Annotated in this window: 14 protein-coding genes, 1 tRNA gene and 5 pseudogenes; 18 read left to right on the plus strand and 2 right to left on the minus strand. The window is 72.6% G+C overall.

Features of this window, described 5'->3' with window-relative positions; all coding sequences use genetic code 11:
• Positions 1 to 282: 282 nt before the first annotated feature.
• The 15 genes and pseudogenes from ppk2 to AB0G74_RS07220 form a co-directional block, all read left to right on the plus strand.
• Positions 283 to 1,311 (plus strand): annotated as a pseudogene (ppk2, locus tag AB0G74_RS07150) (polyphosphate kinase 2).
• 53 nt (positions 1,312 to 1,364) lie between these two features.
• Complete coding sequence (locus AB0G74_RS07155) at positions 1,365 to 2,105, plus strand: restriction endonuclease (protein ID WP_361141581.1); 741 nt, start codon at positions 1,365 to 1,367, stop codon at positions 2,103 to 2,105.
• 189 nt (positions 2,106 to 2,294) lie between these two features.
• Positions 2,295 to 3,154, plus strand: a pseudogene (locus AB0G74_RS07160) (STAS domain-containing protein).
• Positions 3,151 to 3,480: pseudogene (locus AB0G74_RS07165) on the plus strand (STAS domain-containing protein); the annotation flags it as partial. The pseudogenes AB0G74_RS07160 and AB0G74_RS07165, both read left to right, overlap by 4 nt.
• Before the next feature lie 45 nt (positions 3,481 to 3,525).
• On the plus strand, positions 3,526 to 3,948 hold the full coding sequence (locus AB0G74_RS07170; RefSeq protein ID WP_361141790.1) for an ATP-binding protein: 423 nt from the start codon (positions 3,526 to 3,528) through the stop codon (positions 3,946 to 3,948).
• Complete coding sequence (locus AB0G74_RS07175; protein WP_361141584.1) at positions 3,945 to 5,003, plus strand: ATP-binding SpoIIE family protein phosphatase; 1,059 nt, start codon at positions 3,945 to 3,947, stop codon at positions 5,001 to 5,003. The genes AB0G74_RS07170 and AB0G74_RS07175 overlap by 4 nt, the downstream gene beginning before the upstream one ends.
• Positions 5,000 to 6,802: a hybrid sensor histidine kinase/response regulator gene (locus AB0G74_RS07180; protein ID WP_361141586.1), complete on the plus strand. Its 1,803-nt coding sequence runs from the start codon at positions 5,000 to 5,002 to the stop codon at positions 6,800 to 6,802. The genes AB0G74_RS07175 and AB0G74_RS07180 overlap by 4 nt, the downstream gene beginning before the upstream one ends.
• Before the next feature lie 22 nt (positions 6,803 to 6,824).
• Entirely contained in the window at positions 6,825 to 8,444 is a 1,620-nt protein-coding gene (locus AB0G74_RS07185) for a fused response regulator/phosphatase (RefSeq protein WP_361141588.1), read from the plus strand.
• 259 nt (positions 8,445 to 8,703) lie between these two features.
• The gene (locus AB0G74_RS07190; protein ID WP_361141590.1) at positions 8,704 to 11,238 is read left to right on the plus strand and encodes an ATP-dependent Clp protease ATP-binding subunit; all 2,535 of its coding nucleotides are present in this window, start codon (positions 8,704 to 8,706) and stop codon (positions 11,236 to 11,238) included.
• 250 nt (positions 11,239 to 11,488) lie between these two features.
• A complete protein-coding gene (locus tag AB0G74_RS07195) occupies positions 11,489 to 12,130 on the plus strand; it encodes a LysE family translocator (RefSeq protein ID WP_361141592.1) in 642 nt (213 codons plus the stop codon).
• A 108-nt stretch (positions 12,131 to 12,238) separates the two neighbouring features.
• The gene (locus AB0G74_RS07200) at positions 12,239 to 13,579 is read left to right on the plus strand and encodes an epoxide hydrolase (RefSeq protein WP_361141594.1); all 1,341 of its coding nucleotides are present in this window, start codon (positions 12,239 to 12,241) and stop codon (positions 13,577 to 13,579) included.
• Positions 13,580 to 13,680: 101 nt separating this feature from the next.
• Positions 13,681 to 14,292 (plus strand): YdeI/OmpD-associated family protein, encoded by a 612-nt coding sequence (locus AB0G74_RS07205; RefSeq protein ID WP_361141596.1) that lies wholly within the window; start codon positions 13,681 to 13,683, stop codon positions 14,290 to 14,292.
• Positions 14,293 to 14,555: 263 nt separating this feature from the next.
• Positions 14,556 to 15,317 (plus strand): (Fe-S)-binding protein, encoded by a 762-nt coding sequence (locus AB0G74_RS07210; RefSeq protein WP_361141598.1) that lies wholly within the window; start codon positions 14,556 to 14,558, stop codon positions 15,315 to 15,317.
• A gap of 20 nt (positions 15,318 to 15,337) precedes the next feature.
• A pseudogene (locus AB0G74_RS07215) lies at positions 15,338 to 16,756 on the plus strand (lactate utilization protein B); the annotation flags it as partial.
• 255 nt (positions 16,757 to 17,011) lie between these two features.
• Positions 17,012 to 17,512, plus strand: a pseudogene (locus AB0G74_RS07220) (LUD domain-containing protein); the annotation flags it as partial.
• Here AB0G74_RS07220 and AB0G74_RS07225 read toward each other — a convergent pair.
• Positions 17,498 to 17,977 carry a DUF309 domain-containing protein gene (locus tag AB0G74_RS07225; protein WP_361141600.1) on the minus strand — a complete coding sequence of 160 codons (480 nt, stop codon included), beginning with the start codon at positions 17,975 to 17,977 and terminating at the stop codon, positions 17,498 to 17,500. The pseudogene AB0G74_RS07220 and the gene AB0G74_RS07225 sit on opposite strands and share 15 nt — an antisense overlap.
• Positions 17,978 to 18,092: 115 nt before the next feature.
• Between AB0G74_RS07225 and AB0G74_RS07230 the strand changes: the two genes are divergently transcribed.
• The 3 genes from AB0G74_RS07230 to AB0G74_RS07240 all read left to right on the plus strand — a co-directional run bounded on the left by AB0G74_RS07230 (position 18,093) and on the right by AB0G74_RS07240 (position 20,731).
• A tRNA-Pro gene (locus AB0G74_RS07230) sits at positions 18,093 to 18,169 on the plus strand.
• A gap of 417 nt (positions 18,170 to 18,586) precedes the next feature.
• Entirely contained in the window at positions 18,587 to 19,357 is a 771-nt protein-coding gene (locus AB0G74_RS07235; protein ID WP_361141602.1) for an alpha/beta hydrolase, read from the plus strand.
• Positions 19,358 to 19,894: 537 nt separating this feature from the next.
• Positions 19,895 to 20,731 carry an aminoglycoside phosphotransferase gene (locus AB0G74_RS07240; RefSeq protein WP_361141792.1) on the plus strand — a complete coding sequence of 279 codons (837 nt, stop codon included), beginning with the start codon at positions 19,895 to 19,897 and terminating at the stop codon, positions 20,729 to 20,731.
• Between the two features lie 38 nt (positions 20,732 to 20,769).
• Here the strand turns inward: AB0G74_RS07240 and AB0G74_RS07245 are convergent, their stop codons facing one another.
• On the minus strand, positions 20,770 to 23,016 hold the full coding sequence (locus AB0G74_RS07245; RefSeq protein WP_361141604.1) for an NACHT domain-containing protein: 2,247 nt from the start codon (positions 23,014 to 23,016) through the stop codon (positions 20,770 to 20,772).
• Between the last annotated feature and the right edge of the window lie 99 nt (positions 23,017 to 23,115).

Raw genomic sequence — 23,115 nt, forward strand, 5'->3', positions numbered from 1 at the left:
CAACCCCCCCGCCCGTCCGATCTCGTCCCTGACCAACCCGGCGCGGGCCGCCTCCCCGACCAGACGGCGGGCGTCCCCGGGGTGCTCCCACCCGGGCACGGCCCCGTTCACGTACGCGTACGACCCCTCGGGCCGGACACCCCCGGCAGGACACGAACACCGTGGTCAGGCTTCTGATCGGTGGGCCGGAAGGCAGCCGGACCGAGCCGGTGTGATGTCCCGCGGGGCGGGGTAGCGGCCGCTCAGTGCGCAGCGATACCGACCGGCCCCGAGGAGTTCCGGATGACCGATGAGAGAGCCGCCCGGCCGCAGCCGTCCGCGCCTTCACGCGACGAGACCGCCCCGGACGGGGAAGAGGGCCTGTTGCACGGCCTCAGGGTGGACGAGGCCCGGCCGGAATAGCCGATTCTCCTGGACGGGAACGGCAAGGCCGTCGCCACCTGGCGGGAGAACTATCCGTACGACCGCAAACTCGCGCGGCGGGTCTACGAACAGCGGAAGCGGCTGCTGCAGATCGAGCTGCTGAAGCTGCAGAAGTGGGCGAAGGACGGCGGGCAGCGGATCGTCGTTCTCTGCGAGGGCCGCGACGCGGCGGGCAAGGGCGGCACCATCCAGCGGTTCACCGAACGGCTCAACCCGCGCGGAGCCCGGGTGGTGGCGCTGGACAAGCCGACCGAACGCGAAACGGGACAGTGGTACTTCCAGCGCTACGTCGCCCATCTCCCGTCGCCCGGCGAGATCGTCTTCTTCGACCGCTCCTGGTACAACCGGGCCGGAGTGGAACGTGTCATGGGCTTCTGCACCCCCGGGGAGTCGCGGCGGTTCCTCGGCCAGGCCCCGGTCTTCGAGAAGATGCTGACCGACGACGGCATCCTCCTGGTGAAGTTCTGGTTCTCCGTGTCGCGCGCCGAGCAGCGCACCCGGTTCGCCATTCGCAAGATCGATCCCGTACGGCGCTGGAAACTCTCCCCGACGGACCTCGCGTCACTGGACCTGTGGGACGACTACACCACCGCCAAGGTGGATATGTTCCGCGCCACGGACACCGCGCACGCGCCCTGGACCGTCGTCAAGAACAACGACAAACGGCGGGGACGACTGGAGGCCATCCGGCATCTCCTGCTGCGCTGCGACTACCCGGCCAAGGACCACGAGGCGGTCGGTGCCGCCGACCCGCTGATCATCGGCCCCGCCGATACCCTGCTGGAGCCGGGTGAGGCGCCCGCCGACCTCTCGCCCACCCCCCTCGCCGGTCACGGCCGGGGTTCGGGCAACCACCCCCGTGCCGGTGCGGCGGAGGCAGGCCGGTGACCGCCGATCCCGCCTCCCTTCCGCGTCGACGCGGCAGCCGGGCGCCCGACCGCATGACGGAACGGCGTCCCGCCCCCGGCGGGAAACGGCGCCCGGCGTTCAGCCTGCGCCAGACGGTGCTCGCCTTCTGCCTGGCGGCGGCGCTGCTCGGCGGAGCGGGTCTGGCGCTGCGGTCGCTCTTCCACGCGGCGGGAGCGTACGGCCCCGCCGGTATCGTCCTGGCGGCATCGGCGGCTCTCACGGTCGCCGGCTTCTCGGTGACCGTCGCGCGGTCCCGGCGCCGTACCCGGCCGGCGGTGACGGCCCGGACCGAGGCGATACCGGTACCCGCCCCTCCGGTACCGGCCGAACCCGGACTCGGCGAAACGGAACCCGGACCCGCGGACTTCGGTTCCATGGACCCCCTGGCCTTCGAACGGGCCGTCGCGGCCCTGTGCGAGCGGGACGGCTGCCTCGACGTGGCCGTCAACGGGGGCGCGGGGGACCTCGGAGCCGATGTCGTCGCCACGGCACCCGACGGGTCGCGCGTGGTCATCCAGTGCAAGCGCTACGGACCGGTGAACAAGGTCGGCTCGCAGGAGGCCCAGCGCTTCGGCGGCACCTGCTTCGCGGTCCACCGGGCCGACGTCGCCGCGATCGTGACCACCGGCGAGTTCACCGGGCCCGCGACCGACTACGCCGAGGAGTGCGGCATCCGCTGCGTCGACCACCGGGCGCTGGCCGCCTGGGCGGACCGTACCGGCCCCGCCCCCTGGCAGCGCACCGAGCCCGCACCGGCCGCTGCCGAGGGATGACCGGGCCCGGATCCGTCGCGTACGAGGCGGGCCGCGGGCCGTGCGGTGGCCGCCGGACACCGGGGGTTCACCGCCGCCGCGTCTCAATGGGCTCCATGACCATGAAGTAATGTCGTGCCGAACGCTGGGAATGATCTGATGAACACCATTGATGGGGCGGGTGAACACCATTGATGGGGCGGGCTGGGCATGACGAACGCCGGACAATCCGAGTGGCTGGTCGGTGTGCTGACGGCCCAGCGCGAGGAGTTCAGCGACCGCTGGGCGCACACCGTGGGGGTCACCCTCCGCGGCCGCCTCAGCGGTGCCGAACTCTCGCGTGAGCTGAACGAGATCTACGACGCGCTGCTCCAGGCGCTCGGCAGCGGCGACCTGGCCAGCCGGGGTGAGCACTTCCGCGAGGTCCGCAGCCTCCTGGTCGAGCTGTCCCGGAACCGGGCCCGCCAGGGCTTCACCCCGACGGAGACCGCGGCCGGCGTCTTCACCCTCAAGGAGGTGCTGGAGCCGGCGCTCGCCCAGTCGGAGGACGGCGTCCGCGCCTATCTCCAGTTCGCCCGGGTGCTCGATGATCTGGGCATGTTCACGGTCGAGGAGCACGCCCGGACCCGGGAGGAGATCATCTCCTCGCAGGCCGAGCAGCTCCTCGAACTGTCGACCCCGGTCGTCAAGCTGTGGGACGGCGTCGTCGGCGTGCCCCTGGTCGGCACCCTCGACTCCGCCCGTACGCAGGTCGTGATGGAGAAGCTCCTCCAGCCCTGGTCGACTCCGGGTCCACCCACGCCATCATCGACATCACCGGTGTGCCCGCCGTGGACACCCAGGTGGCGCAGCATCTGCTGAAGACCGTGGTCGCCGCCCGCATGATGGGCGCCCAGTGCACCATCTCCGGTATCCGGCCGCAGATCGCCCAGACCATCGTCGCCCTCGGTATCGAGTTCGGTGACATCCCCACCAAGGCCACGCTCGCGGACGCGCTGCGGCACGCCCTGGCGGACATCCCCCGGATCACGGAGGCCAGGTCGGCCGTCGCTTCCGGAGGGCTGCTGTGACCGGCCGGGTGCCGGTTCTGAAGATCGGCGACATCCTCCTGGTGTCGATCCAGGTGGATCTGGAGGACCAGATGGTCCTCGACCTCCAGGACGACCTCTCCGAGCGGATCGTGGCCACCGGCGCCAGGGGTGTGGTCATCGACATCTCCGCACTGGAGATCGTGGACTCGTTCGTCGGCCGGATGCTCGCGACGATCGCCGGTATCTCCCGGGTCCTGGGCGCCGAGACCGTCGTGGTGGGAATGCGGCCCGCGGTCGCCATCACCCTGGTCGAGCTGGGGCTGTCCCTCAACGGGGTGCGTACCGCACTCGACCTGGAGCAGGGGGCTCGGCCACCTCCGCCGGCTCCACGGCCGGTCGACGGCCGGCGCATGAAGGACTACGGCAGCCAGGCCGTCGAGTCGGACACCGTGGAGATCGCTTCCAGCGGGGACGTGGTGAGGGCCCGGCAGATGGTCCGGATGCTGGCCCAGCGCGGCGGGCTCTCCCTCGTCAACCAGACCAAACTCGTCACGGCCGCCAGCGAACTGGGCCGGAACGCCCTCGTCTACAGCGGCGGCGGCACCGCCCGCGCCGCCGTCGTCCAGGACGGCGGCCGCCAGGGAGTATGGGCCGAGTTCAGCGACCGGGGACCGGGGATACCCGACCTCGGACTGGCCCTGACGGACGGCTGGACCTCGGGCAGCGGTATGGGCCTGGGCCTCAGCGGCGCCCGTCGGCTCGTCGACGAGTTCGACATCGAGACCGAATTGGGCGTGGGAACCACCGTCCGAGTGCTGAAGTGGGCCCGGTGACCACTCCCACCCTGTTCGAGGCGGAGAACGTGGTGTGGCTGCGCGCGGGGGAGGCCCTGGCCGCCGCGGCCCGCCGCGAGGCCGCGGAGCTGGCCCGGCGCGTCAATCTGGAGCCCGACCGGATCGCCGAGATCGGGATCGCGGTCACCGAGGCCGCCACCAACCTGATCCGGCACGCCGACGACGGCGCCCTGGCACTGCGGGTGATCAGCTTCGGCGGCCGGGCCGCCGTGGAGTTCCTCTGCCTGGACCACGGCCCCGGCATCCCCGACATCGGCGCGGCCCTCAGCGACGGCACCTCGTCCGCCGACACCCTCGGTATCGGCCTCGGTGCCGTCGCCCGGCTCGCCGACACCTTCGACATCTACTCCGTCCCCGGCGGCACCGCCGTACTCGCCCGCTTCCGGGCCCCCGACAGCGGCGCCGACACCGACCCCGAAGCCGACGATGCCCTGGCCCGGGTGTCCGGACTCACCCGCCCCATCAGCGGGGAAACCGTATGCGGCGACACCTGGGCCGTACGCGTCGACCGGGCCCCCGGCTCCGGCGCGGGAACCCTCACCGTGATGATGTGCGACGGCCTCGGACACGGCCCGCTGGCCGCCCGGGTCGGCGAACGGGCCAGGCTCTCCTTCCGCGAAGGCCCCCGCCGCCCGCCCGCCGACATCCTGCGCAACCTGCACCGCGATCTGCGCGGCACCCGGGGCGCGGCCGTGGCGGTCGCCGCCGTCGACCTCGCCACCCACCAGGTGACGCTCTGCGGCGCCGGGAACATCAGTGCCTACGTCGCCGGACCCGACCAGCGCGGCGCGCTGCTGTCGCAACCGGGCATCGTCGGCGCCCAGATGCCCCCGCCGCGGGTGTTCAGCGCCCCCCTGCCGCCCGGTTCGGCCCTGATCCTGCACTCCGACGGCCTCAGCGACCGCTGGTCACCCGCGGCCTTCCCCGGCCTCTTCGCCCGCCTGCCCGCCGTCATCGCCGGACAGATCCTGGCCCACGCCGGGGTACGCCGCGACGACGCGGGCATCGTCGTCGTCGCGGCCCCGGCCCGATGAACCGGCACGAGATCGTCACCCTGCGCCTGGCCAGGACCCAGGACGTGTTTGTCCTGCGTCGCTGCGGGCAGGCGGCGTGCCGGGCCCTGGACGTGCCGGAGCCCGGACTCGTGCGGCTCACGACCGTCGTGAGCGAGGCTGGACAGGACCTGCTGGGAGCACCCGAACTGACTGCTCATATGACCATCGAGGCCACGGAACCGGCCCGGCTGACCGTCCGCTTCCACTGGGACGGGACGACGGCACCGGGTCCCGAGATCCTCACGGCCGCCGAGCGTCTCCTCGACCACGCAGTCCACACCACCACCGAGGACGCGGCGGGCACGGAGACCGGAGGCGACCTGGCCATCGGGCTGGAACTGCCGGCCGTCGCCGCGCAGCCGCTCGCCGACCTCGCGGCCCGGGCCGCCGCCGCCCTGAAGTCCGTCGACGGCATCGACATCACCGAGGACCTGCGCGGCCGGAACCGCGAACTGCTGGCCGCGCTCAAGGAGTCACGGGCCCAGCAGGAGGAGCTGCAGCGCCTCAACGCGGAACTGGAGGAGACCAACAGCGGCGTGGTCGCCCTCTACTCCGAACTCGCCCGGGAACTGGAGGAGACCAACAGCGGCGTCGTGGCCCTCTACGCCGAACTGGAGGACAAGAGCCGCCAGCTCCGGCTCGCCAGCGAGGCCAAGACCCGCTTCTGGGCCAATGTCAGCCATGAGCTGCGTTCCCCCGTGAACTCCGTCATCTCCCTCGCCCGGTTGCTCCTCGACCCCGCCGCCGACCGGCTCACCCCCGAACAGCGGCAGCAGACGTCGATGATCGCCGCCTCCGGCAATACCCTGCTCGCCCTGGTCGAGGAACTCCTCGACGTCGCCAAGGCCGAATCCGGACGCCTCGAACCCCACCTCGTCGAGACCGACACCCGTACCCTGCTCCACCAACTCCGCGGAACCCTGCGCGGCACCGCCGACGACGGCGTACGCCTGGACATCCCCGACCCCGCGCCCGAACCCGGACCGCCGCTGGTCACCGACGAAGTCATGCTGACCCGGATCCTGCGCAACATCCTCTCGAACGGACTGAAGTTCACCGACCACGGCGAGGTCGCCCTCACCGTCACCCGCGAAGACCGGGGCGGCACCCCCTGGCACCGCTTCACCGTCCGTGACACCGGCGTCGGTATCCCGGAGGACCAGCAGGATCGTATCTTCGAGGAGTTCTACCAGGTCCGGGGCCCGCACCAGCGCGGCCGCCCCGGAACCGGCCTCGGCCTGCCCTACGCCCGCCGCCTCACCGAACTCCTCGGCGGCCGGCTCACCCTCACCAGCACCCCCGACCAGGGCACCACCGTCGTCGTCGAGATCCCCTCCGGGCCGGCGACCGGCGACACCCATCCCGGGCCCGAACCCGGCACACCCCTGTTGGACCGGGTCGTCATCGTCGACGACGACCCGGCGTTCCTCGCCACACTCCGCCCCGCGCTGCACCGGCTGGCCCGTACCGTCACCGAGATCACCCGCAGCGCCGACGCCGCCGAGACGATCCGCGCCACCCGCCCCGACGCGGTCCTCCTCGATCTGATGATGCCCGCCCCCGACGGCTACCAACTCCTGCACATCCTCACCACCGACCCACGGACCGCGGACATCCCCGTCGTCGTCCTCACCTCGGCCGATCACGACACCGTCGACCGCACTCGGCTCACCCGCGCCCGCGGCATCCTGTCGAAGACCCACCTCAGCGCCGCCCGCCTCGCGTCCGCCCTCACCGCGCGCGCCCACCCCGAACTGCCCGACGGCGATCCGCGATAGCCCAGACTCGAACGGTCCCTCCATGCCACACCAATCGAAGGCCGACAGCGCCCCCGGGCTGATCCTCGTCGTCGACGACAACCCCACCAACCGGTACGTCATCTCCACCACCCTCCGCCGCTCCGGCCACCGGGTCACCGAGGCCCAGGACGGCGCCGGCGCCCTCGCGCTCCTCGCGACCGCCGACCCCCTGCCCGACGCCGCCGTCATCGACGTCCGCCTCCCCGACATGACCGGCTTCGACGTCTGCGAGGCGATCAAGAACAACCCCGCGACGGCCTTCCTGCCCGTGATCCACATCTCCGCCTCCGCGATCTCCGTCGCCGACCGCACCCAGGGCCTCAACCGCGGCGCCGACGCCTATCTCACCGAACCGATCGCCCCCGCCGAACTCCTCGCCACCGTCACCGCCAACGTCCGCTACGCCCGCGCCCGCCGACGCGCCGAACGCCTCGCCCAGCGCCTCCACCGCCTCTACAGCGCCACCCTCACCCTCTACGCCGCCCGCCAGGCCGCCGCGCTCGCCACCGAAGCCGCCCGCGGCGCCGCCGAGATCCTGGAGACCGGGGCCGTCGTACTGCTCACCTCACCCCACGGGGAGACCCTCGTCGCCCATGCCGACGCCCGGCACCCCGACCGGGCCGGGTTCCGCCCCGTACTGTCCGCCGTCGACCTGCCCGCCCATCCGCCGGCCGCCGGCCGTGTCACCCTCCGTACCGTTCCGGCCGCCGACTGGCCCTACCCGATCGAGGACCGCACCGCGGGCGCCTACCGGGTCGCCGTCGCCACCGCCAAACCTGTCCGCCCGCCCGTGCGGATCGTGGTCCCCGAGACGGCCGTCGCGGGCCCCGACGACGAGGAACTCCTCACCCAGCTCGTCCACACCTGCGCCCTCGCGCTGGAAGCCCTCCGCGCCTACCACGAGGAACACGAACTCGCCCTCGCGCTCCAGCGCAGCTTCCTGCCCGACTCGCTGCCCGCCACCGAACGGACCGACCTCGCCGTCCGCTACCTCCCCGCCAGCGAGTACGCCGAGATCGGCGGCGACTTCTACGAGGCGCTCAGCACCGCCGACGGCCTGCTGATCGCCGTCGGCGACGTCGCGGGCCACTCCCTGGACGCGGCCATGGTCATGGGCCAGCTCCGCCACGCCCTGCGCGCCTACGCCACCGAGGGCCACCCGCCCCAGGCCATCCTCACCCGGCTCGACCATCTGCTGGCCACGGTCTGTCCCGGCGCCACGGCCACCCTCTGCCTGGTCCTGATCGAACACCGGAACAACCGGATCCGGATCGCCAACGCCGGACATCTGCCCCCACTGCTCCGCGGCCCGGGAATCCCCGCCCGGTACGTCCGCGAACACGGCCCCCTGCTCGGCCTGGCCCTGCCGCACCCCGACCCCGTCACGGTCGAGGCACCCCCGGGGACCTCGGTACTCCTCGTCACCGACGGACTGATCGAACGCCGCCACGAGGACATCGAGCAGTCCCTCGCCACCCTGCTCGCCGAGGCCGCCACCGTCCCCGATGATCCCGAATCCACCTGCGCCCAACTGCTGGAGCGGTTTCCGCCGGACGGCGGCGACGACGTCGCGCTGATGGCCGTACGCCTCCGGGAGCCGCTTCCGCCGACGGGCGACTGATCCGGCGCCCCCCGGGTACCGCGCGGACGGATGGGCACCTCGGACGACGCTTCCCATGTCACCGGGGCCGCCCTCCTCGGAGGCGGAGGTCCCGCCGGTGCGGCCCGATGGGAGCGCGACCGTCCGCGCCCCGGCCTTCCCCGGCCCGGCTCCGGTCGCCGGACCACGGGCATCGCGGAACAATGGTGCCGGTACGGGCAAATCGATGCGGCGGGCACCCGGCGGGCCGAGGTCCGGACCGGTGACGCCCGGCGGAGGGATGATCGCCGTGACGACCTCACCCTTCGGATCCGGAGACCCGTTCTCCGATCTGTTCAACCGGTTCTTCGGCATGAGCCCGGCGGCCTCCCCGCCCGCCGTGCAGCGGGTCCCCATCGGGCGGCTGCTCAGCGAATCGGCGCGGGAAGTCCTCAACGCGGCGGGCGCCCGGGCCGCCGAGGACGGCGCCGACCTCGACACCCCGCAGCTGCTGTGGGCCGCCACCCGGGTCCCCGCCGGACGCCGGATCCTGGAGCACGCGGGAGCCGACCCCGACCGGCTCGCCGAGGACGTCGCCCGTGCGCTGCCCACCGGAACCGGCGGCGCCGAACCCGGTCTCACCCCGGCCGCCAAACGCGCCCTGCTCGCCGCGCACACCCGCTCCCGGGCCGCGGGCGCCTCCTACATCGGCCCCGAACACATCCTCGCCGCCCTCGCCGACGACCCCCGCTCCGGACTCGCCGCCGCGCTCCGCTCCGAGGGCGTGGCGCCCGGGGCCGTACAGCCCGCCGGGCCGGGCGGGAACGCCGGGCCCCGGGGCGGCGGCGGTGACACCCCCACCCTCGACCAGTACGGGCGCGATCTCACCGAGGAGGCCCGGGGCGGCCGGCTCGATCCGGTCGTCGGCCGGGCCGCCGAGATCGAGCAGACCGTCGAGGTCCTCTCCCGCCGGACCAAGAACAACCCGGTCCTGATCGGCGATCCCGGGGTCGGCAAGACCGCGATCGTGGAGGGCCTCGCCCAGCGGATCGTCGCCGAAGAGGTCCCCAAGTCGCTCCGCGACCGCCGGGTGGTCTCCCTCGACCTGCCGGGGCTCGTCGCCGGATCCAAGTACCGGGGCGAGTTCGAGGAACGGCTCAAGAAGGTCATCGACGAGGTCACCGCCGCCGACAAGAGCGTCGTGCTCTTCATCGACGAACTCCACACGGTCGTCGGCGCGGGCGGCGGGGGTGAGGGTGCCATGGACGCCGGGAACATCCTCAAACCCGCACTCGCCCGCGGCGATCTCAGCGTCGTCGGCGCCACCACCATCGACGAGTACCGCAAACACATCGAGAAGGACGCCGCGCTGGAACGCCGCTTCCAGCCCGTGATGGTCCCCGAGCCGACCGTCGACGAGACCGTGGAGATCCTGCGCGGACTGCGCGACGCCTACGAGGCCCATCACCAGGTGCGCTTCACCGACGAGGCGCTCGACGCCGCCGCCGCGCTCTCGGACCGCTATCTCACCGACCGGTTCCTGCCCGACAAGGCCATCGACCTGATGGACCAGGCCGGGGCCAGGGTCGGACTGCGCAATCTGGGCGGCCCCTCCCCGTCGAACGGTCCGGAGCAGCGGCTGACCGAGCTGCGCCGGGAGAAGGACGAGGCGGTCGGAGCCGAGGACTACGAACGCGCCGGAGCCCTCAAGGAGAGCATCCGGCAGGCCGAGAAGGAGCTGGCCGAGGCGGGGGAGGAACGCGAGGAGGCGGCCGGGGTCACCGCCGACGACATCGCCGAGGTGCTCTCGGCCCGTACCGGCATCCCGGTATCGCAGCTCACCGAGACCGAACGCGAACGGCTCCTCAAACTGGAGGACGCCCTCCACGAACGCGTCGTCGGCCAGGAGGAGGCCGTCACCGCCGTCGCCCTCGCCGTCCGCCGGGGCCGGGCCGGAATGGGCGACCCCGACCGGCCCACCGGCAGCTTCCTCTTCCTCGGCCCCACCGGCGTCGGCAAGACCGAACTGGCGAAGGCCCTCGCCGAACTGCTCTTCGGCGACCAGGACCGTATGATCCGCTTCGACATGAGCGAGTTCCAGGAGCGGCACACCGTCTCCCGGCTGGTCGGCTCACCGCCCGGCTACGTCGGCTACGAGGAGGCCGGCCAGCTCACCGAGGCGGTGCGCCGCAAACCGTACAGCGTCGTCCTCTTCGACGAGGTGGAGAAGGCCCATCCCGACGTCTTCCATCTGCTGCTCCAGGTCCTGGACGACGGACGGCTCACCGACGCCCAGGGCCGTACGGTCGACTTCCGGCATACGGTCGTCATCATGACCAGCAATATCGGCTCCCAGCGCATCCTCGAACACCACGGCGAGGTGGCCGAGATCAGGGACGAGCTGATGGCCGATCTGAAGCGGCACTTCCGGCCCGAGTTCCTCAACCGGGTGGACGAGATCATCGTCTTCCACGCCCTCACCCGGACCGACCTCGTCCGGATCGTCGATCTGCTGCTGGACCGCAGCCGCCGCCGGCTCCACGCCCAGCACGTGTCGCTGGAGGTCACCGACGAGGCCAAGGAACTCCTGGCGAACCGGGGCTACCAGCCGGAGTTCGGCGCCCGACCGCTGCGCCGGACCCTCCAGTCCGAACTGGACAACCGGCTGTCGACCATGCTGCTCGACGGCACGCTCGACCCCGGTGACACCGTGCTCGCCGACACCGCCGACGGCGAGCTGACACTCACCCTGAAGCCCGGCCCCGAGGGCGACAGCACCGGCGACGGGGCGGGGGAGCCGGAGACCGGCGGAGCGGAGGAGCGCCCGGCGGCCTGAACCGTCAGCGCCGCCGGCCCCATCACGCTGATCCGGCCCGGGTTCTGAGTGGTCTGGAGCGCGCTGTCGGCATAGCCCCGACGGTCCGCCGGACTGTGGTTCGGGGCGAGCGGGGTCACCGACGGCGTCAGCGTGCCCGTACCGACGGCGGCGACCGCCGCCCGGGACGGCCGGGTGTCCGGCCTCCCGTGCCCCATCACGCGGGAAATCCATTGGCCCGCCGGGTCCGGCCCCGGGCAGCATGGCCCCCATGGTGTCCACCGACCGTCTGACGGCCTTCGCCGCCCTGTCGTTCGTCCTGATCGTGATTCCGGGACCGAGTGTGCTGTTCGTCGTCGGCCGGGCGCTCGCCCAGGGCCGCCGGGCCGCCCTGACCACGGTCGTCGGGAACACCGTGGGCGGCTATCTGCTGATCGTGGCCGTCGCCTTCGGTATCGGCTCCGTCGTGGAGCGCTCCGTTCTGGTCTTCACCCTGCTCAAGCTGGCGGGCGCCGGATATCTCGTCTATCTCGGGGTGAAGGCGTGGCGCGGGCGGGGCGCGCTGGGCGCCGCGTTCTCCGGCGGTGCCGAGGAGCGGACCGACAGCCGCCGCACCTTCCGGGAAGGGCTGCTGGTCGGGGTCTCCAACCCCAAGACGATGGTCTTCTTCGCGGCCGTACTGCCCCAGTTCGTCGACCGCGGCCAAGGCGGGGTCGTCGTCCAGATGCTCGTACTCGGCCTGGTGTTCAGCGTCATCGCCGTCACCTTCGACATGCTGTGGGGACTGCTCGCGGCCGGGGCCCGGAGCTGGTTCGCCCGCTCGCCCCGGCGGCTCTCCCTGGTCGGCGGGGTCGGCGGACTCACCATGATCGGGCTCGGCGTGGGGGTCGCGGTGACCGGACGCCGGGACTGACCGGCGGGACTGACCGCCGGGACCGATCGGCGGCCGAAGACCCCGGCCCGGCGTTTCGCGGCCCATTGAGGACACTGACTGACCGCAAGGGTCCCTACCGTCGTCCTCATGAACAGCACAGCCACCGGCACCACCGGCGCATCCGCCGACGCACACCAGGTACACCCGTTCCGGGTGGAGATCCCGCAGCACCGACTCGACGATCTGCACACCCGGCTCGCCGCCGCGCACTGGCCCGCCGAGCTGCCCGGGGTCGGCTGGAGCCGGGGCGTACCCGTCGGCTATCTGCGGGAACTGGCCGACTACTGGCGTACGGGGTACGACTGGCGGGCGCGGGAGGCCGAACTGAACCGGTACCCCCACTTCCGGACCGAGATCGACGGCCAGACCGTCCACTTCCTGCACATCCGCTCCGAGCACCCCGACGCGACCCCGCTGCTCCTGCTGCACGGCTGGCCGGGAACGTTCGCCGACTTCCTCGATCTGGCCGGACCGCTGACCGACCCGCCCCGGCACGGCGGCGACGCCGCCGATGCCTTCCATCTCGTCGTCCCGTCGCTGCCCGGCTTCGGCTTCTCCACCCCGCTGGCCGGACCCGGGACCAACGCCGAGGCGATGGCCTCGACCATGGCCGCGCTGATGGCCCGGCTCGGCTACGAGCGGTACGGCGTCCACGGCTACGACACCGGCTCCTGGGTCGCCCCCGCCGTCGCCCGGCACGTCCCGGAGCGGGTGATCGGCGTCCACCTCAACGGCATGATCACCTTTCCCACCGGGGCCGACGGCGAGTTCGACGGTCTCTCCGAGGACGACCGGCGGCGCTGGCGGTCCATGCAGGACTTCAACGACGGCTACCTCCAGTGCAATGCCAAGCGCCCGCAGACCGTGGCGTACGGACTCACCGACTCGCCGGTCGGGCAGCTCGCCTGGATCGTGGAGAAGTTCAAGGAGCTGACCTACCCGGAGGCGGGACTCCCGGAGGAGAGCGTCGACCGCGACCGGATCCTGACGGAGGTCTCCCTCTACTGGTTCACCGGGACGGCGGCGTCCGCCGCGCAGATCTATTACGAGGAGATCTCCGCCGCCTCCTGGGGCGCGGGCGACGACGGCGACGGTGACGGTGACGGTGGCGACGGTGACGGTGACGGTGACGGTGGCGAATGGGGCGCCGGAGACACCGGGGAATGGGGTACCGGAGACGGTGGCGGTTCCGACTCCGGGTCCGAGCCCGAGTCCGCATCCGGTGGCTGGGGAGCGCGCGGCACCGTACCGACCGGAGTCCTCCTCTCCGCCCTCGACGTCACCGTCCGGCCCTGGGCGGAACGGGACCACCGCATAGTCCGCTGGACGGAACTCGACCGCGGCGGCCACTTCCTCTCTCTGGAGGAGCCCGGCCTGCTCGCCGACGACATCCGCGCCTTCTACCGGCCGCTGCGTACGGCCGCCTGATGACCGGGCCCGGGGGCCGTACGGCCGTACCATCGCGGTCCGGTACGGCTCAGGTACGGCCCCCGGGCCCGGCCCCGCGACCGCGACGACATGATCACGATGTGACGACGAGGGATGGACCACCTATGGAGATGGGGCAGGCGCGGGTTTTCGCCACCGCCGAGGACTTCGACCGCTGGCTGACGGAGCATCACGAAACGGCGACCGAGATCTGGGTCGCCCTGCCCAAGAAGGGCACGGACGCGGTCTCCGTCACCCGGGCCGAGGTGCTCGACATCGTCCTCTGCCACGGCTGGATCGACGGCCGGGCCGAGTCGAAGGGCACTCCCGACGGCTGGTGGTCGCTGCGCCACACGCCCCGGCGGCGCCGCAGCCCCTGGTCGAAGGTGAACCGGACCCGGGCGGAGGAACTCGTCCGCGAGGGCCGGATGCTGCCCGCCGGACTCGCCGAGATCGAACGCGCCCGCGCCGACGGCCGCTGGGCCGCCGCCTACGATCCGCCGAGCACTGCCCGGGTCCCGGACGACCTGCGGGCGGCCCTCGACGCCGACCCCGCGGCAGCCGCGGCCTTCGAGGCCCTGAGCCGGGCCGACTCCTACGGCGTCCTGCACGACCTCATGCTGGTCCGCAGGCCGGAGACCCGGGAGCGCCGGATCGCCACATTCGTCGCACGCCTCGCCGCGGGGGAGCCGCCGAAGGGCCGCCGGAGCTGACGGAGCCGGTGCGGCGCGTACGGTCCTGGGGCGCGTCCGTACGGGTCCGGTGCCGTACGGCCGGATCCGTACGTCCCCGGGACCGGTGAGGCGCCCGGCCCGAAGCGGTCGGCGCGTACCGCCGTTCCCGCGCGTGCCGGACGGCTACGACGCGCCCGGACCGGCCCGGCCCGTACGGCCCCGGCCCCGGGCCCTGCCGTCACCGCCCCGGCCGTCGTCGTGGCGTCTACCGGCGGACCCGCCCCGGGACCTATCCTCCGACCATGCGCGTCGCCCTCTTCGTCACCTGTGTCAACGACGCGCTCCACCCGGCCACCGGGATCGCCACCGTACGACTCCTGGAGCGGCTCGGCGTCGATGTGGACTTCCCGCTCGCGCAGACCTGCTGCGGGCAGCCGCAGTACAACGCCGGACACCGGCGGGCGGCCGAGCCGCTGGTCCGCCGGACCGTGCGGGCCTTCGCCCCGTACACCCATGTCGTCACACCCTCGGGATCGTGCGCCGCCATGGTCCGCGAGCACTACCCCCGGTTCGGGGAGAACGGGCTGCCCGGCCGGACGTACGAACTCACCGAGTTCCTGGTGGACGTCCTCGGTGTGACCGACGTCGGCGCCCACTTCCCGCACACCGTCACCTACCACCCCTCCTGCCACGGACTGCGGCTGCTGCGGCTCGGGGACCGGCCGCTCCGGCTGCTCGCCGCCGTCGCCGGAATCGAACTGCGGGAACTCCCGGGCGCCGAGGAGTGCTGCGGCTTCGGCGGCACCTTCGCCGTGAAGAACCCGGCGGTCTCCGTCGCCATGGGCCGCGACAAGCTCGACGCCGCCACGGCCACCGGCGCCGCCGTGCTCTGCGGCGCCGACAACTCCTGCCTCGTCCATCTCGACGGCATCGCCCGTCGCACCGCCCCCGGGACAGAGGACCGGGCCGGACCACCACCGGCACCGCCCCGGCCGGTACACATCGCCGAGATCCTGGCCGCCACCGAGGACGACCCCTACCGCTTCCCGGAGCCGGTGCGGTGAGCCGCCGTACCGACCTCGGGATGCCCGCCTTCCCGCCTTTCCCCGAGGCGGCGGCCGAGGCGGTCCGCGACCCGGTGCTCCGGGCCAATCTGCGCCGAGCGACCCGGACCATCCGGGAGCGGCGCGCCCGTGCCGTCGCCGAACTCGCCGACTGGGCCGAACTCCGCGAGGCGGGCAAGCGGGTGAAGGACCAAGCCCTCCACCGACTCGACCAGTATCTCGAAGAGTTGGAACGTACGGTCACCGCCGCCGGAGGCACCGTGCACTGGGCCGCCGACGCCACCGAGGCCAACCGGATCGTCGCCGACCTGGTCAAGGCCACCGGCGAGACCGAGGTCGTCAAGGTCAAGTCCATGGCCACCCAGGAGATCGGGCTCAACGAGGCGCTCGCCGCCGAGGGGATCACCGCCCATGAGACCGATCTCGCCGAACTCATCGTCCAGCTCGGCGACGACCGCCCCTCCCATATCCTCGTCCCCGCCATCCACCGCAACCGGGCCGAGATCCGGGAGATCTTCGCCCGCGAGATGGGCCGCCGGGGCCGGGCCGCGCCCGACGGCCTCACCGACGAACCCGCCGACCTCGCCGAAGCCGCCCGGCTCCATCTCCGGGAGAAGTTCCTCCGGGCCAAGGTCGGCGTCTCGGGCGCCAACTTCCTGGTCGCCGAGACGGGAACGGTCGTCGTCGTGGAGTCCGAGGGCAACGGCCGGATGTGCCTGACGCTCCCCGAGACCCTGATCACCGTCGCCGGAGTCGAGAAGACCGTCCCCACCCGGCGCGATCTGGAGATCTTCCTCCAGACCCTGCCGCGCTCCTCGACCGCCGAGCGGATGAATCCGTACACCTCGATGTGGACCGGCACCACCGACGGCGACGGCCCCAGCGCCTTCCATCTCGTCCTCGTCGACAACGGCCGGACCGGCGTCCTCGCCGACCCCGTCGGCCGCCAGGCGCTGCGCTGTATCCGCTGCTCGGCCTGTCTCAACGTCTGCCCGGTGTACGAACGCGCGGGCGGCCATGCCTACGGCTCCGTCTACCCCGGCCCCATCGGCGCGATCCTCGGCCCCCAGCTGCGGGGCACTGCGGACCCGGTCGACGCGAGCCTGCCGTACGCCTCCACACTCTGCGGCGCCTGCTACGACGTGTGCCCGGTCGCCATCGACATCCCCGAGGTCCTGGTACGGCTCCGGACCCGGATCGCCGAGGACCCCGAGGGTAAGGGCCGGGGCGGTCGGGGCCGTCGGGGCCCGCGACGGGAACGCGCCGCGTTCCGGGCGGCGGGACTGGTCCTGGCCCATCCGGCGGTACTCGCGGCCGTGGAACGCCTCCTCGGCGCGACCCGCTCCCTGCACCCGGCCCGGCCGCCGGGCCTGTCGCCGTGGACCGACGGCCGCGCGCTGCCGCGGCTCCCCGAGCGGTCGTTCCGCGCCTGGTGGCGGGAGCACCGCGAGAACTCCGCTCCGCCTCGGGCGGCCGACGACGAACGGACCGCCGCCGTACCCACCGAACCCGCCACCGCTCGCCCCGCCGTGGCAGAGTCCGACCCGTCGGCCCCGTCCCGGGACCGGATCCTGGCCCGGATCCGGTCGGCGCTGGAAGGGGCGCCCGAGCCCCCGGAGATCCGCCGCGACTACGCCGTACGCCACACCGCCGACGCCCCCTCAGCACTGACGGACCTGCTGAGCCGCCGCCTGACGGAGTATCGGGCGACCGTCCACCGCACCACCCACGCGGAGCTGCCCGCCCTGGTCGCCCGGGTCCTCGCCGCCCACCACGCCCGGAGCGTCGTCGTACCCCCCGGCCTCCCCGCGCACTGGCTCACCGCCACCGACGCGACCCGCCTCACCGACGACGACCCCGCCCACGACGGCCCGCTGACCCCCGCCGCCCTGGACCGGGCGGACGCGGTGATCACCGGCTGCGCCCTCGCCGTCGCCGAGACCGGGACGATCGTCCTCGACGGCGGCCCCGCCCAGGGCCGCCGCGCCCTCACCCTCGTACCCGATCTCCATCTCTGCGTCGTACGGGCCCCCGCGCAACTGGCGGCCTCCGTCCCCGAAGCCCTGCCCCGGCTGACCCTCACCCGCCCACTGACCTGGATCTCCGGCCCCTCCGCGACCAGCGACATCGAACTCGACCGGGTCGAGGGGGTACACGGCCCGCGCCGCCTGGAGGTCCTGCTATGTGAGGGTTAGCCGGGGAGCCTCGACCCGCGCGTCCACCGGCCCGCCCCCGCTCACCAGCCGCTCCGCCAGATCCCGGGCCCAGGCGGCGAGCCCCGAGACGTCCACGTCGTACGGATCCCCGTACCCCGCGATCCGATCGGCCCCCCGCTCCAGCAGCCGGGCCCCGCCCGGCGCGTTCCCGCGCGCCGCGTGCGTCAACCCCACGGCGAGCTGCGCCAGCCCCTGCCACAGATCCCGCTCGGGCTCCGGCCGGGTCTTCCACGCGTCCTCGAACACCTCGTGCGCGTGAAACGGCTTCCCCGCGTCGAGCAGCCGCTGCGCCTCCTCCAGGGTCTCCCCGGGCGACCGCACCACCCCCTCGGCCTGCCGAGCCACACCCGCCCGCCCGTACGGCAACGGCCGCCCCAGCCCGTCCCTGGGCCGCGCGCTCCGGGCGCGCCCTTCACTGTCCCGGTCTCTCGGTGCCCTCTCCACACCCCGATTCTCCCCGAAACCCACCCCGCCCCGCAGGCCACCGGCCCGAACCCCCCGCCGAGTGGGGTAAAGTCTTCCCTACGAGCCCGGCCGAACGACCGGCGGGGCGGACAAACGGGACGTGGCGCAGCTTGGTAGCGCACTTGACTGGGGGTCAAGGGGTCGCAGGTTCAAATCCTGTCGTCCCGACCAGCGTTTTCGCAGGTCGTAGGCGGTATCGGAGTAATCCGGTACCGCCTTTCGGTGTTTCTCGGGGACCACGCGGTCCAGCGACGCCTGACGGGTGCTGCCGGGGCCAGGCGCAGGGTGGGCGGCGCGAGGACGGGGCTGAGTGGGAGCTGGAGGCTCTTTCGGCGTCACGGCCGTGCTCACGGTCTGAGCGCCAACTGCCGCCTGGCCGATGGCTGTCCGCCGTCCGCTTCCTGTGAGTATTGTCCGTGTGTGGCCCATCGCCAGGACGAGGGTGCCACCGGGGCTACGGAGGAGCGGTCAACGCGCCGTTCGCTCCGCCCGCCGCCTGGGTCGCTGCTGGGTAGAGGAAGATTCATGAATGGTCCGGTCAGTGGTTCGGTACCCGGCCCGACGGGTTCGGCGGGTGACGCTGTGCATGTGACCGTATGGGACGGGACCGAGGGCCGGGGCGTGCCGGTGGTTTTCGCACACGGCGTTCTGACCTGGGGTGACGACAAGCTCTACGGTTTCGCCGCTCAGCGCCCGCTCGCCGACGGGTTCCGACTGCTGCTGATGGACCGTCGTGGCTACGGACAGAGCCCGGACACCGGGCGCAGCGACTACGAGACCGACGCCGACGACCTCATCGGACTGCTGGGCGAGGGCGGCCATGTGGTCGGGCACGCGTACGGCGGAGTGAGTGCGCTGGTGGCCGCCGCGCGCCGACCCGATCTGGTGCGATCGCTCACCCTGATCCAGCCCGGCGCCCTGAGACCGGCGGCCGGTCATCCGGTCGTCGCGGCGGCGCTGGAGCGGGCCCGGGCGGGAACGGCGGCACTGCCCGCCGACTTCACACCGGAGGACTTCCTTCACGCCTCCACCGAGGCGCTGGGAATGACCGCCCCGGAGCCCACCCCGATGCGGCTGCGTGCCGCCGCCACCTCGATGGCCGAACGACCCTGCTGGGACGCGGAGATCGATCTGGAGCCACTGACCGCGGCGCCCTGGCCGAAGCTGCTGATCTCGGGGGACTGGGTGGGCGCGCCCGAGCTGTACCGTGAGTACGCGGGCGAACCGCTGATCGCCTGCGCCCGCTTCCTCGCCGACCAGCTCGACGCCGAGCACCTCGTCGTACCGGGTTACTACCCGCACACCCAGCAGACGGAAGCGGTCAACGCCGCATTGCGAGCGCTCTGGGCCCGGGCGTAGACCTTCAGGGACACTCCGCCCCATGCCTCGTCCGGACCGGTCGCCCGCGTGTCGGGGAGAGACCGAAGCGGGCCGCCGGGACTGCCGGGGATCCGGCTCAACATACGCTTGCTGTCGCGGCGGATCCCGCACCCGAACCCTCCCGATGGCGGGGTCGGCTGTTCGAAGGCCGCGGGACCGGTGTCGTAGAGGGAGCCGGGGGCGGGCCAGGGCAGCATCACTCCAGAGTGTTACGAATAGCCCGATTATCTGACGGTTCCGTGAGCCCTGTCCCCTTCCGCCCTCGCCACGGGCCGGTCGATGATCCGGCCACTGCCTGTACAGGATCGGCCGGGATCAGGAAAGCCGGCCATCGGCCGTGGCCTGGCCCTACCCTGCTCACATGACGACCGTTACGACCTTCGACGCGAAGAAGCCGCCCCGGGGGCCCGTGACGCCGAAGCCTGCCCCGCGTCCGCCCGGGCCGAACCTGCCCGTACCGGGGAAGTGAAAGCGACGTCCGGGCGCATCGGCTGGGCGCAGCTTCCCGAACCGTTGGTGGCCGCGGTTGCCGGGCGTCTCGGTACGCCGTTCACGGCCCGCGACACCGAGCACTCGGCGGCGGCCGGGATCGCCTCCCTGCTCGAACTCGCTTCGGGGAAGCTCGTCTTCGTCAAGGGGCAGCGCGAGCGGAGCCCTGCACCTGCGGCTGGTGACGGGGTGGAGGCAGACGACTCGTGGTGGGGGCCCGGCTGGTCGCCCGTGGACGAGCTGGATCTCGAAGAGGCGGTGAACCCCCACCTCCCGCCGAGTGCGCCACGCGTCCTGTGGCGTCTGGACGGTCACGGCTGGCACCTCCTCGCCTTCGAGGGGGTTGCGGGCCGGGACGCTGATTACGAGCCCGCCTCACCGGACCTCGCGCCGGTCGCCTCGGCACTGGCCGAGCTCGCCTCCCTGCCCGCACCGCCCGGCGTACGGCTGCCCACCGCCTGGGACCGCTGGGGCTACTACTGCGCCGACCGGGACCAGGACCTGCTCGCCGGATCAGCGCTGCTGCACACCGACCCGGCGTCCACCAACATCGTCGTGGACGCCGAGGGCCGGGCCCGTCTGGTCGACTGGTCATGGGCCACCACCGGCCCGGCCTGGATCGACACGGCGCTCTGGGGGATGCGGCTGGTCTCCACCGGCGGGCACACCCCGGAGCAGGCGTGGCAGTGGGCGTCCCGGGTCCCGGGCTTCACGGCGACCGACCTCAGGGGCGTCGCCGTGCTCGCGCGGGCGGAGGCGCGGCGCTGGCACGACCTCGCCGCCGACCAGTGGGCCACGGCCGACTCGGTCGCCGAGTCCGCGGACGAATGGGCCGACTTCATCATCACCCGTACCGGGACCTGACCCCCGCGACACGTGCAGTGCCGGGCGGTCCGGGTTTTTCAGCGTTGTTCCGGAGTGACTGGTGGCGTGGGGTGGGCGGGGTTGTTGTAGGTGTGGGTGAGGTGCTGCTGGAGCTGGTGATGGCGGAACTGGTAGACGGCGCCGGTGTGGCGCAGTAAGCCGAGGTCGTAGGCGTCTTTGAGGAAAGCGACGGTGTCCCAGGGCAGCTTGCCCCTCAGCGGTAGCCAGACGCGGGCCAGGGTCAGCCACTGCCCCCAGGCGGTGAACGCGAGGATGTACGCCGTTGAGCCCCCCAGGCCGCCGACGATTCCCAGATTGACGGTCAGTTCCGTGGTCCAGATCATGGTCAGGGGCAGGAACTGCGGGATCAGGCGGACCGCGAGGTGAGCGGCGAGTCCACATCCGATCGCGATGGCTGGGATGAGGACCAGGAGTTGCTGGATCGCCGCGGCGCGGTTGGTGGCGAGCAGGCGGAGCGGGGTGGCTGCCGCGGTGGTGTCCATGGGGGTTTCGAGGGCCGCGACGAGGCCGTAGGCCAGACCGGCCGTCAGGCTGAACACCAGTCCGAAGAGCAGCATGTTCCCGGTCACGATTCTGAGGAACCCGCTCTCCGGGAAAATCCCCAGCTGCAGGCGCATGAGTATGTCCGCCCAGGAGTACCCGATCCCCAGCAGCCAGCCTGCCACCAGGGCGGCTCTGACGCGGGCGCGGATGTCGCTGGCCCTACCGGGGTCGGAGTGCCGTTTCATCCCGAGCAGCCGGAGTTGAACACGGGAGGGTGCGGCTGCCGGGCGGCAGGACAGGGCCAGGACGCAGTGCGCGAGGCCGAAGGTGACCGAGGCGAGGAGACCTGCCAGCACTCCCTGGAGCAGTACCGCCGAAGGTGTGAGGCCGGCCGGGAAGGCGAAGAGATACGCGAAGAGCCCCGCGAGCCAGGTGGCGGCGGCCATGCAGAGCGCGGCGGCCAGGGCGGTGTGCGCGATACGGGTCGGGAGCGGGACGGATTCGCCCAGGCGCCACCAGGCGAGGTCCTGGCGGTCGTGTCCGTCGCGGGTGAGGCTTGTGGCGAGGTAGCCGAGCCAGTACCGGGCACGCTCGGGATCGTGCCGTCGGCGGGCGGTATCGGCCTGGTCGTGAGGGCGGTGCCGGTAGAGGGTGGGAACGAAGCCCGCCAGCAGATACTCCTCGATCTGTCCCTCGGTGGGGAAGCGCGAGGTGTCGAACAGCTCCAGCGGGCTTCTCCCGGGTGTCTCGTACATCGTGCGCGCCAGGGCGACCATGAGGGGGGTGCCCAGGACCCGTCCGAGCCGGATCGCCGCAGGTGAGTCGTCCGTCCGCAGGCGCTCCAGGAACGGGTCCCAGACGCGCGCGTCCCCGCGTCCGCCGGAGGCGGCGAGCCGGTCGGTCCGGGGAAGGTACGCCGCGAGGTCTTCGACGGTGAGGTCGCCGAGTTCGGTGCACGCGGCCCAGACCAAAGGCGTGTGCCCCTCCCGGATCGCGCGGGCGTACTCCTCCCTCCGGCTGGTGAGGACCAGGGGGAGGGAGGTGCTGTTGAGAGCGTCCAGTGCCGGGCTGCGCAGGGCCTCGGCGAGTTCGTCGAAGCCGTCCAGGACCGGCAGGACCAGCTCGGCGTCCACCAGGGCGGCGGCCAGCGTCGCCCCGTCGCCGGTGCGCCGGGCCAGGTGGGGGTGGTCCCGCAGCAGCCGGTCGACCAGAAGGTCCCGGGGAGTGGTGGTGGTCGGGTCCCAGGACCCGATACTGAAGATCACCGGCACCCGGGCCGCGGATCCGGGAGCCGCGAGGAGATCGAGGACCAGCTTGACCGCCAGGACGGACTTGCCCGAGCCCGCCCGGCCGAGAATGACCAGCCTCCCCGACGCGATACCCCGGTAGGTGTCGGCGATCCCCCGCAGATCGCCGCTCAGGTCCAGCTCGCGGGGCACGGCGCCCGGCTGCAGGCGCTGGATGTTCTCCAGCCGGTCCATCAGACCGGGTGGGGCCGGACGATATCGCACCGGCAGCGGAAACGGGTCGTGGACGCGGCGGTGGTTCTCCTCACGCTGCCAGCGACGCTTCACCTCACGGGCCAGCGATACTGCCGCCTCGGCAACCACACCCGACGGTGCGTCCACGGGAAGAGCCGGTGACGTGCCGGCCGTGCCGCCATGTCCGTCCGGCCCGCAGGAACGGACGGTCAGCGCCTCGATGAACATCTGGTTGATATAGCCGCTGATCGCGGTCGACCCCCCGGAGGCGTTCGCGTCACCGGTACCCGACACAGTCACCGACCCCGCGGCGCCACCCGCTGCTCCCGGGCCGCGGTACCCGGTCACAGCCTTCCCACCCCCCTCGGCACCGGCGTCGCCGGTATCCGAGACGGTCAC

The organism is Streptomyces sp. NPDC020875 (assembly GCF_040641415.1).
Classification (GTDB): domain Bacteria; phylum Actinomycetota; class Actinomycetes; order Streptomycetales; family Streptomycetaceae; genus Streptomyces.

Bases quoted from the DNA above. Each gene is read 5' to 3' on its own strand.
- AB0G74_RS07200 (WP_361141594.1), top strand. From the start codon at position 12,239: ATGAACAGCACAGCCACCGGCACCACCGGCGCATCCGCCGACGCACAC.
- AB0G74_RS07210 (WP_361141598.1), top strand. From the start codon at position 14,556: ATGCGCGTCGCCCTCTTCGTCACCTGTGTCAACGACGCGCTCCACCCG.
- AB0G74_RS07155 (WP_361141581.1), top strand. From the start codon at position 1,365: ATGACGGAACGGCGTCCCGCCCCCGGCGGGAAACGGCGCCCGGCGTTC.
- AB0G74_RS07185 (WP_361141588.1), top strand. From the start codon at position 6,825: ATGCCACACCAATCGAAGGCCGACAGCGCCCCCGGGCTGATCCTCGTC.
- AB0G74_RS07170 (WP_361141790.1), top strand. From the start codon at position 3,526: ATGAAGGACTACGGCAGCCAGGCCGTCGAGTCGGACACCGTGGAGATC.
- AB0G74_RS07180 (WP_361141586.1), top strand. From the start codon at position 5,000: ATGAACCGGCACGAGATCGTCACCCTGCGCCTGGCCAGGACCCAGGAC.
- AB0G74_RS07190 (WP_361141590.1), top strand. From the start codon at position 8,704: ATGATCGCCGTGACGACCTCACCCTTCGGATCCGGAGACCCGTTCTCC.
- AB0G74_RS07195 (WP_361141592.1), top strand. From the start codon at position 11,489: ATGGTGTCCACCGACCGTCTGACGGCCTTCGCCGCCCTGTCGTTCGTC.